8 protein-coding genes are annotated in these 8,852 nt (G+C 68.9%); 2 read left to right on the forward strand and 6 right to left on the reverse strand.

Annotation, left to right across the window (positions count from 1 at the left end; translation table 11 throughout):
- Nucleotides 1–114: 114 nt before the first annotated feature.
- Together AC6RA4_RS14505 and AC6RA4_RS14510 are read right to left on the reverse strand one after the other, a co-directional pair.
- Nucleotides 115–1,140: a hypothetical protein gene (locus tag AC6RA4_RS14505; protein WP_500161450.1), complete on the reverse strand. Its 1,026-nt coding sequence runs from the start codon at nt 1,138–1,140 to the stop codon at nt 115–117.
- 120 nt (nt 1,141–1,260) lie between these two features.
- On the reverse strand, nt 1,261–2,886 hold the full coding sequence (locus AC6RA4_RS14510; protein ID WP_500161452.1) for an AMP-binding protein: 1,626 nt from the start codon (nt 2,884–2,886) through the stop codon (nt 1,261–1,263).
- A 110-nt stretch (nt 2,887–2,996) separates the two neighbouring features.
- On the opposite strand from AC6RA4_RS14510, the gene AC6RA4_RS14515 reads away from it, so the two are divergent.
- Entirely contained in the window at nt 2,997–3,677 is a 681-nt protein-coding gene (locus tag AC6RA4_RS14515; RefSeq protein WP_500161464.1) for a sulfotransferase family 2 domain-containing protein, read from the forward strand.
- 252 nt (nt 3,678–3,929) lie between these two features.
- Here the strand turns inward: AC6RA4_RS14515 and AC6RA4_RS14520 are convergent, their stop codons facing one another.
- On the reverse strand, nt 3,930–4,562 hold the full coding sequence (locus tag AC6RA4_RS14520; protein ID WP_500161454.1) for a ribonuclease T2 family protein: 633 nt from the start codon (nt 4,560–4,562) through the stop codon (nt 3,930–3,932).
- Nucleotides 4,563–4,704: 142 nt separating this feature from the next.
- On the opposite strand from AC6RA4_RS14520, the gene AC6RA4_RS14525 reads away from it, so the two are divergent.
- Complete coding sequence (locus AC6RA4_RS14525) at nt 4,705–5,481, forward strand: DUF1013 domain-containing protein (RefSeq protein ID WP_500161456.1); 777 nt, start codon at nt 4,705–4,707, stop codon at nt 5,479–5,481.
- A gap of 81 nt (nt 5,482–5,562) precedes the next feature.
- Here the strand turns inward: AC6RA4_RS14525 and recR are convergent, their stop codons facing one another.
- The 3 genes from recR to AC6RA4_RS14540 form a co-directional block, all read right to left on the reverse strand.
- Nucleotides 5,563–6,156, reverse strand: a complete 594-nt coding sequence (recR, locus tag AC6RA4_RS14530) for a recombination mediator RecR (RefSeq protein ID WP_500161458.1) — start codon at nt 6,154–6,156, stop codon at nt 5,563–5,565.
- Nucleotides 6,157–6,244: 88 nt separating this feature from the next.
- Complete coding sequence (locus AC6RA4_RS14535) at nt 6,245–6,589, reverse strand: YbaB/EbfC family nucleoid-associated protein (RefSeq protein ID WP_500161460.1); 345 nt, start codon at nt 6,587–6,589, stop codon at nt 6,245–6,247.
- A gap of 98 nt (nt 6,590–6,687) precedes the next feature.
- On the reverse strand, nt 6,688–8,565 hold the full coding sequence (locus tag AC6RA4_RS14540; protein ID WP_500161462.1) for a capsule polysaccharide biogenesis protein: 1,878 nt from the start codon (nt 8,563–8,565) through the stop codon (nt 6,688–6,690).
- Nucleotides 8,566–8,852 lie beyond the last annotated feature (287 nt).

An 8,852-nucleotide genomic window follows, 5' to 3' on the forward strand; every position in this document is an offset into this window, starting at 1 on the left:
CGCTGACGGTCTTGCATTGATGCTGGAACAGGGCCCCGCCGGAAACGGTGGGGCTTTTCTTTTGGGGGAAGGTCGGCCCAACGCCCGCGCTTGGGCGCGGGGCGCGGGCTGCCGTCAGCCGCCGCAGATCGCCTGAAGCCGCAGCCAGTCGGGGTCGGAGAGCACCGGGCGGCTGCCCTCGGCGGCGCGGGGGTCGGCCTCGATCAGCGCCACGGTGCTTTCGCCGGTGACGTCGCGGGCGAAGGCGTAGGGCGTGCTGCGCAGCTCGGCCGCCGCGAAGGCGCGCAGCATCGTGTCAGTGGGGACCGGCGTGCTGGGCTCGGTGAGCAGGGTCTCGGTATAGGCATCGAGCGCGGCATCGGGCAGGGCGCCGGTGGTTAGCAGCTTCAGCGTCGACCAGAGGCCGCTATGAGCGAGCAGGTCTCCCAGCGGGTCCGAGGCGCGGGCGCGCAGCGACTCCACCAGCAGATAGCCCGCGGCGATGTCGGGGTCGTCGTAATCCTCGATCAGCGCCCGGTTCATCAGGATCAGCCCGCCGGGCAGGTGGGCGGTGTCGCGTACCCCGTCGGGCAAGACCGCGAGGTCGTTGCGCCGGGCCTCGCCCAGCACCCGCTGTGCGAGGTGGCGCAGCGGCACGCGGGCATCGTCGGTCATGCAGGGCTGGCCGGCGATGCGGGTGATCCGGGTCAGAAGCGCTTCGCCGATCTCGTCACGTTTGACCGCCGGCACCACGCGGCGCGTGTGCTCGAGCAGGGCGCCGGGCATCCAGAACACCGCTCCGGCGAGCACCGCCGCGGCGACCGTGCCGATCAGCAGCAGCCGCAGCTTGCCCGGCTTCGGGCGCCGCCGCTCGATGGCCCGCAGCAGCCGGTCGATGGCCGCGATCATCGTGGTCTCGTCCTCGGGCAGCTCCAACGTTTCGCCGGGATCGCCGTCGGGGTGGTAGATCGCCGGCACCTGGCCCTTGTTGGCGCGGCGTACCGCCGCCAGCGACCAGTGGGCAAGCGCCCGGCCGGAGAACTCGGAGATTGTCAGGGTGGCATCGCCCAGCGACACGACCACCTCTCGGCGCTGCGCGTCGGGCTCGGGCCGCCACAGGCCCGATGCTTCCAGTCGCTGATACTCTTTGAGTGCCGTCATTCAGGGCTGCTCTGCCTCGTTTTGCCGCACGATAGCATGGGCCGCGAGACAGGGGCAACGCGTTGCGTGCGCCCTGGCCCGGACCGGCGGGCGTGCGGCCCAAGGAGGCTGCCTCGGGTGTCAGAGCGCCTTGGCGCGCTCCCGCAGCTGGAATTTCTGGATTTTGCCGGTCGAGGTCTTGGGAAGCTCCTCGAAGACGACCTTCTTCGGCGTCTTGAACCCGGCCAGCCGCTCGCGGGCAAAGGCGATGAGCTCGGCCTCGCTGGCCTCGTGGCCGGGTTTGAGCTCGACGAAGGCGCAGGGCACCTCGCCCCATTTGTCGTCGGGCCTTGCGACCACGGCGCAGAGCAGCACCGCCTCGTGCCCCATCAGCGTGTTCTCGACCTCGACCGAGGAGATGTTCTCGCCGCCGGAGATGATGATGTCCTTGGCGCGGTCGGCGATCTGCACGTAGCTGTCGGGATGCAGCACGGCGATGTCGCCGGAATGGAAATAGCCGCCCTCGAAGGCCTCGCGGGTGGCTTTCGGCGCCTTGAGATAGCCCTTCATCACGCCGTTGCCGCGATGCATGATCTCGCCCTTGGTCTCGCCGTCGGCGGGGATGATGTTCATCTGCTCGTCCATCACCGTGACATGTTCCATGAACGGCATGGCGACGCCCTGACGGGCCTTCATCGCGGCGCGCTCGGCGCCCTGCAGATGATCCCACCCGCCCTGCCAGGCGCATTCCACGTCGGGGCCGTAGGTCTCGGTCAGGCCGTAGACCTGGGTGACGTGGAAGCCCATGGTCTCGATCTTGGCCAGCGTCGCCGGGGCGGGCGGCGCGCCGGCGGTGAAGACCTCGACCACGTGGTCGAAGGTGCGCTTCTCCTGCTCGGGGGCGTTGACCAGCATGTTGAGCACGATGGGCGCGCCGCCGAAATGGGTGACGCCCTCCTCGGCGATGGCGTCGTAGATGTTGTGGGCGGTGATGTCGCGGCAGCAGACCACGGTGCCGCCCACCGCCGGCATCATCCAGGTGTGGCACCAGCCGTTGCAGTGAAAGAGCGGCACGATGGTGAGATAGACCGGGTGCAGCACCATGCGCCAGCTCAGCACCTGGCCCATGGCGTTCAGGTAGGCGCCGCGATGGTGATAGACCACGCCCTTGGGCCGGCCGGTGGTGCCGGAGGTGTAGTTGAGCGCGAGGCTTTCCCACTCGTCCTCGGGCATGATCCAGTCGAACTCCGGATCGCCGGTGGCGAGGAAATCTTCATACTCGAGATAGTCGCCGAAGGCCTTGGCGCCGCCATGCGGGTCGGCCACCTCGATCACCGTCGGCGGCTCCTGCTCCATCAGCTCGATGGCCTCGGCGAGATGCGGGATGAACTGCGGGTCGCAGAGCACCACCTTGGCCTCGCCGTGATCGAGGATATAGGCGATGGTGTCGACATCGAGCCGGGTGTTGATGGTGTTGAGCACGGCGCCGCAGGCGGGCACGCCGAAATGCGCCTCGGCCTGCGCGGGGATGTTGGGCAGGATCGTCGCCACCACGTCGCCGGGCCTGATGCCGATCTTCGTCAGCGCCGAGGCGAGCTGGCTGACCCGGTCGTGGTACTCGGCATAGCTCTTGCGATGCGGGCCGTAGAGCACCGCGGGGTGGTCGGGGTAGATCTGCCGCGCCCGGCGCAGGAACGACAGCGGCGTCAGCGGCACGTGGTTCGCGGCGCATTTCCCGAGCCCGGTTTCGTTGGCAAGCCAGCCCATGGCGGATCCTCCCTGATGTCTCCTTGGGGTGACTATGCGCAGATGGGCGCGCGCCGAAAAGCCCCGAATGGGGATTCCCGATGCGCGCGCGCGCGGTTACGCTGCCCGGCATGATCATCTCGCCCGGCCGCCGCTATATCTTCGTGCACATCCCCAAGACCGGCGGCACCTCGCTGGCCGCGGCGCTCGAGGCACGGGCGCATCGCGACGACATCCTGATCGGCGACACCCCTAAGGCGCGTAAGCGGCGGGGGCGGGTGGCGAAGCTCTCGGCGCGGGGGCGGCTCTGGAAGCATTCGATGTTGAGCGATATCGACGGGGTGCTGAGTCCCGAGGAGATCGCGGCGATGTTCACCGTCACGCTGGTGCGCAACCCGTGGGATCGGATGGTGAGCTACTACCACTGGCTCCGGGCGCAGAGCTTTGATCACCCGGCGGTGGCTCTTGCAGCGGAGCTGCCCTTCGCCGCCTTCCTCGCCCACCCGCAGACCGCCGCCAGCCTGCGCGCCGCGCCCTATGGGCGCTACATGCGCGACGTGACGGGGCAGGAGCGCGCCTCGCTCTACATCCGGCTCGAACATCTCGCGGAAGACATGGCGCCGTTCGTGGCGCATCTGGGCTTCCGGCCCGAGATCGCGCGGATCAATGCCTCCGAGCGCGCGCGCGACCACCGGGCCTATTATGACGATGCGACCGCCGAGTTGGTGGCCGGGCTTTGCGCCGAGGATATCGCGCGCTTCGGCTACCGGTTTGACGATGCGATCGCAGACGTCCCGGTGTTGCGCGAGTGATCCACGCAGGATGCCTCCGGCGGGGATATTTTTGGCCAGAAGAAGACAGGGCGCTCGACAGCCTGAAGGCAAAAGGAAACCCGCCCCCGAAGGGACGGGCGGGAAGCCGAGGCTTCTCCTGGCACGGTCATCGGCGTCCCCGCCTGTACCGTGAGCCCATCCTGTCCCATTAATCTTAATAATGTGTTTCTTCTGGCTGAAAATATCCCGGGGAGCGCGAGGGGCAGCGCCCCTCGTGGCCGGAGATGGCGGTCAGCGCACCGGATCGAGCAGCGCGTTGCCGAGGGAGCAGTCGCGCACCACGTCGCTGCCGCAGGGCACCGGGTCGAGGTCGCGCGACAGGCAGAGCCGGGCCTCCTGGATGCGGCCCGCACGGCAGGTGATGGTCAGCATATCGGGCTCGAGACCGGGATTGGCCTGCAGGAAGGCGTCTTCGATGACCGTCGCAGGCAGGGTGACGGGCTCGTCCAGCCGGCGCAGTACCTCTGGCCGGGTGACGCGCCCGTAAGCCTCTCGGGACAGGGAGAAATACGCTTCCGCCGAGAGCCCGCTACAGCTGCCATGCTTCTTCCATTGGTGCCAGGCCAGCCCGCCCGAGCCCATGATGTCGGCCATGGCGCCTGTCATGGCGCGGCTTGGCGGACGTGCGGCGTTGGGGCAATAGGATGGATAGCCGCGGTGGTATTGCGGCCAGAGCCCGTGCAGGATCCAGCCGTGATCCGTCTCGCATTGCTCGGCGCCGCGGGCGTCGCCCTCGAGCGCGCACCAGGTGGGCGACCAGCTCAGCGACAGCACGTAGTAATCGAAGCGCCCGGAGCGTTCGCCCTCGGCATGGGCCAGGCTGGCCAGACCGGCCGACAGCAACAACACAACCAGCCAGCGCATTTTCTCTTCCCTCTTGGCGTCTCGATCACTATATAGCGCGCAAGTTCCCCGACAACGGTAACCTGTCCCGAGTTCAGATTCGGGACCTCCCGGCCCGAAGAGGGCCCGGGGGAGGGGACGGAGACTTGCAAGGAGACGAGACATGGCCAAACTGCTGCATCCCAAGGCGACCGCCGTCTGGCTGGTCGACAACACCACGCTGACCTTCAAGCAGATCGCCGATTTCACCGGCTATCACGAGCTCGAGGTGCAGGGGATCGCGGATGGCGACGTCGCTGCCGGCGTCAAGGGCTTCGACCCGGTCGCCAACAACCAGCTCGAGCAGTCGGAGATCGACAAGGCCGAGAACAACCCGCTGCACAAGCTCAAGCTCAAGTACAACGCCGCCGCCGTCGACGAGGACAAGCGCCGCGGGCCGCGCTACACGCCGCTGTCGAAACGTCAGGACCGTCCGAACTCGATCCTGTGGCTGGTGAAGTTCCACCCCGAGCTGTCCGACGGCCAGATCTCCAAGCTGGTGGGCACCACCAAGCCGACCATCCAGTCGATCCGCGAGCGCACCCACTGGAACATCCAGAACATGCAGCCCATCGACCCGGTGGCGCTGGGGCTCTGCCGCCAGTCCGAGCTCGACGCCGCGGTGGCCAAGGCTGCCAAGAAGATCGACGAGGTGATGACCGACGACGAGCGCCGCAAGCTGGTCTCGACCGAGCAGAGCCTCGGCATGGAGCCCGAGCCGCGCCTGCCCTCGGCCATCGAAGGGCTCGAGACCTTCTCGCTCTCCGACCCGCGCGGCGAGGATGACGAGGAAGAGGACACCCGCGGCCCGAGCGATTTCTCGGATGCGGACAGCTTCTTCAACCTGCCCGCCGGTGGCGATGACGACGAGGACGATGACAGCGACGATCCGCGCCGCTGATCGCCTTACGATCGCCAGAGACAGGAAACGCGCCGCGAGAGTGGCGCGTTTTTTCATGTTCTGGGCCTTTGGGAAAGGCGTTCAGACCCGCTTGCGGGCGTTCAGCGCGGCGGTGATGGTGCCGTCGTCGAGATAGTCGAGCTCGCCGCCGATGGGCACGCCCTGGGCCAGCGAGGTCAGTTCCACGCGGGTCTCGAGCTGATCGGCGATGTAATGCGCCGTGGTCTGGCCGTCGACGGTGGCGTTGAGCGCGAGGATCACTTCGGTGATCGCCTCGCCGTCGATGCGCGAAACGAGCTGCGGGATGCGCAGCTCTTCGGGGCCGACGTTGTCGAGCGCCGAGAGCGTGCCGCCGAGCACGTGGTAGCGGCCCTTGAAGACGCCCGAGCGCTCCATCGCCCAAAGGTCGGCGACGTCCTCGACGATGCAGATCTGGCCATTGGCGCGGCGATCATCGGCGCAGATCGGGCAGATCTCGGCGGTGCCGACATTGCCGCAGTTGAGGCATTCCCGCGCCGAGCTCGCCACCTGCTGCATGGCATCGGCGAGCGGCTGCAGCAGCAGCGCGCGTTTGCGGATCAGGTGCAGTACCGCGCGCCGGGCCGAGCGCGGCCCGAGGCCGGGCAGCTTCGCCATCAGGTCGATCAGCGCGTCGATTTCGGTGCGGTCGGGCAAGGGGGAACTCCGGCGGGCGCGGATGCGCGGCGCCGAAGATCGGCGCCGCGAGGGGGTCGTCAGGGCGCTGTAGCGCCCGAAGGCCGGATCAGAACGGCAGCTTCATGTCGGCGGGCAGGCCCATCTCGGAGGTGAGCCTCTGCATCTCCTCCTGCGCCTTCTCCTGCGCCTTGGCCTGCGCGTCCTTGATGGCGGCGAGGATCAGGTCCTCGACCACTTCCTTGTCGTCGGAATTGAAGATCGACGGGTCGATGTCGAGCGCGCGCAGCTCGCCCTTGGCCGAGGCCGTGGCCTTGACGAGGCCCGCGCCGGACTCGCCGGTCACTTCCATAGCCTTCAGGTCTTCCTGAAGCTGGGTCATCTTGCCCTGCATGTCCTGCGCGGCCTTCATCATCTTGGCCATGTCGCCAAGTCCGCCCAAACCTTTCAGCATCATCTCTCTCCTGCGTCGCGGGCGCGGGGATCGCGGCCCTGGCATTTGCCCCAGTATATCGCAGTCGTGGCCGCGATCGACAAGTGGGGCGGTCCTGACTAGCGGCGCCAGAGATGCGCGCGGCTGGCAAACAGGCCCTGCAGCTTGGAAAGCAGCCGGTTGGTCGCGCCGGGGCGCGGCAGGGTGCCGCTCTCGAGCCGGTCGGCCACCACCTCGACCGGACAGGGCAGGCCGGTGAGCGGGTCGCGGTAGCGCGGGTAGGCGATGAGCGTGGCATGGACCAGCGCCTCGAGCGTCGGGCGCGGCCCGGCGAGGCGACGGGCGGGGATGGGCCCGAGATCGCGGGTCAGGCCCCAGCCGGCGTAGAACGGCGCGCCGAGCGTGGTGACCGGCAGGCCGCGCAGCAGCGCCTCGAAGCCGGTGAGCGAGGTCAGGGTCCAGACCTCGTGGACCTGTCGCAGCAGCGCGCCCATGTCGGCCTCCGTGAGCGTCAGGTCGGCCCATTGCTCGGGCGCGGCGACATGGCCGGGGCGCAGGCCGGCCTCGACATCCGGGTGCGGCTTCCACAGGATCACCGCGCCCGGGTTCTCGGCCCGGACGCGGGCGAGCAGATCGGCATTGTTCTGCATCTCGGGGCTGCCGAGACGGATCGAGGCGTCGTTCTCGACCTGTCCCGGCACGAGGATGCGGTGGCCCTCGGGCGGCGGCGGCAGGGGGCCCGAGAGGTTGTACTTGGTGAGCCCGCCCGAGACGATGCGGGCGATGAGGCGGCGGGCGCGCTCGCTCTGGTCGGGGCGGGGCTGGGCGGTCTCGGCGATGAGCCGTTCGAGCCGCGAGGGGCGCGTGGGGTCGTAGTAGATGCCGAGGTCGTCGGCCACCAGCGACAGCGGCGGCACCAGCTCGGCCCCGAGCCCGCGCGAGCGCAGGAAGCCGTCCTCGATGCGGACGGTGCCGGGATCGGCCTCGGCAGCGCCCCAGATCATCCGGGCGCGGCCCTCCTCGGCCCGGTGCCGGGCCTCCTCGGGACTGCGGGCGAAGACCACGGGGCGTTCGCTGCCGAAGAACCCCTGCAGCGGTTTGCGCTTCCACAGCCGCATACCCTCGGCGACCCAGCCGTGACGGTCCTCGCGCCAGGCCCGGGTGCGGGCCTCGAGCGTGGCGAGCACATCCTCGATCTCGCAGAGCCGGTCGCGGTAGGGATCGTACCAGGTGGGGTAGAGGATCATCGCCGCCGCGAAGAGCTGGGCGCGGGTCAGGCGGCGCTGGCGGCGGGGCAGGGGCGTTTCCTCGTCCGTCAGGCCCCAGCCGGCGTAGAAGGGCTGGCCGAAGACGCGCGGGCGGTGGCCGGCGAGGATCGCCTCGAAGCCCATCTGAGAGGACACGGTGTAGACGGCAATCGCGCCGTCCAGCAGCGCCTGCGGCGAGGCCGGGTCGGTGAAGAGGGTGATGCGGCCGGTGGCATCCTCGGGGCGGTAATGCCCGGCGCGAAAGCCCTCGCGGGTCTCGGGGTGGGTGCGGATCACGATGCGGCGGCCCGGGTGCTCCTCCTGCGCCCAGTAGAGCATCTCGAGAAAGCGGTTGCGGTCGGCGCCCGAGGCGCGCACCGAGGCATCGCCCGCGGTCTGGTCGATGACCAGGACATAGCCCGGCTCGGGAGCCGGGTCGGCGGGATCGACAGCAGCGTACTTGGTCAGATGCACGGCCTGCATCCGCGCCATCGCCCCCCGCGCGCGCTCGAGCAGGGCGTGGTCGTCGAGCGGATGGGTGGCGAGCAGCGTCTCGAGATCGGAGACGCTTGCGGGATCGAAATGCACGCCTCGGCGGTCGAGCAGCAGGCCCAGCGGCGGCTCGCCCGAACGGCCGGGATGCAGCGAGCGCAGGAAGGCATCCTCGATGCGCAGAAGTGGCACGCCTTGCGCGGCCGCCACCCTCTCGCCGCGATGGGCATAGGGCGACTGGCCCCAGACGCCCACCATGTCGCCCTCGCCGGGGCGGCCCAGCGAGACACGGTATCCGGCGAGAGACAGGATGCGGCGCAGTCTCGGCTGGCGCAGGAAGCCGGCATTGTAGACGTAAAGACGCCGGGGATTTTCACCCCCGGCGTCCGGTCGACCATCGTCGGTCTGGCTCAGGATCAGCCCCCCGATCCCTGCACCAGCGTCGCGGTCGTCGCGATGGTGTTGACGGCGCCGAAGGAGCCGAGCAGCGACGAGATCGTCTTGCTCCACTGGGCGAAGGGCGCTTCGGTCACATAAAGCGTGTC

The organism is Salipiger sp., from assembly GCF_059781815.1.

Bases quoted from the DNA above. Each gene is read 5' to 3' on its own strand.
- AC6RA4_RS14525 (WP_500161456.1), top strand. From the start codon at position 4,705: ATGGCCAAACTGCTGCATCCCAAGGCGACCGCCGTCTGGCTGGTCGAC.
- AC6RA4_RS14505 (WP_500161450.1), bottom strand. From the start codon at position 1,140: ATGACGGCACTCAAAGAGTATCAGCGACTGGAAGCATCGGGCCTGTGG.
- AC6RA4_RS14515 (WP_500161464.1), top strand. From the start codon at position 2,997: ATGATCATCTCGCCCGGCCGCCGCTATATCTTCGTGCACATCCCCAAG.
- AC6RA4_RS14510 (WP_500161452.1), bottom strand. From the start codon at position 2,886: ATGGGCTGGCTTGCCAACGAAACCGGGCTCGGGAAATGCGCCGCGAAC.
- AC6RA4_RS14540 (WP_500161462.1), bottom strand. From the start codon at position 8,565: ATGGTGGGCGTCTGGGGCCAGTCGCCCTATGCCCATCGCGGCGAGAGG.
- AC6RA4_RS14535 (WP_500161460.1), bottom strand. From the start codon at position 6,589: ATGCTGAAAGGTTTGGGCGGACTTGGCGACATGGCCAAGATGATGAAG.
- AC6RA4_RS14520 (WP_500161454.1), bottom strand. From the start codon at position 4,562: ATGCGCTGGCTGGTTGTGTTGTTGCTGTCGGCCGGTCTGGCCAGCCTG.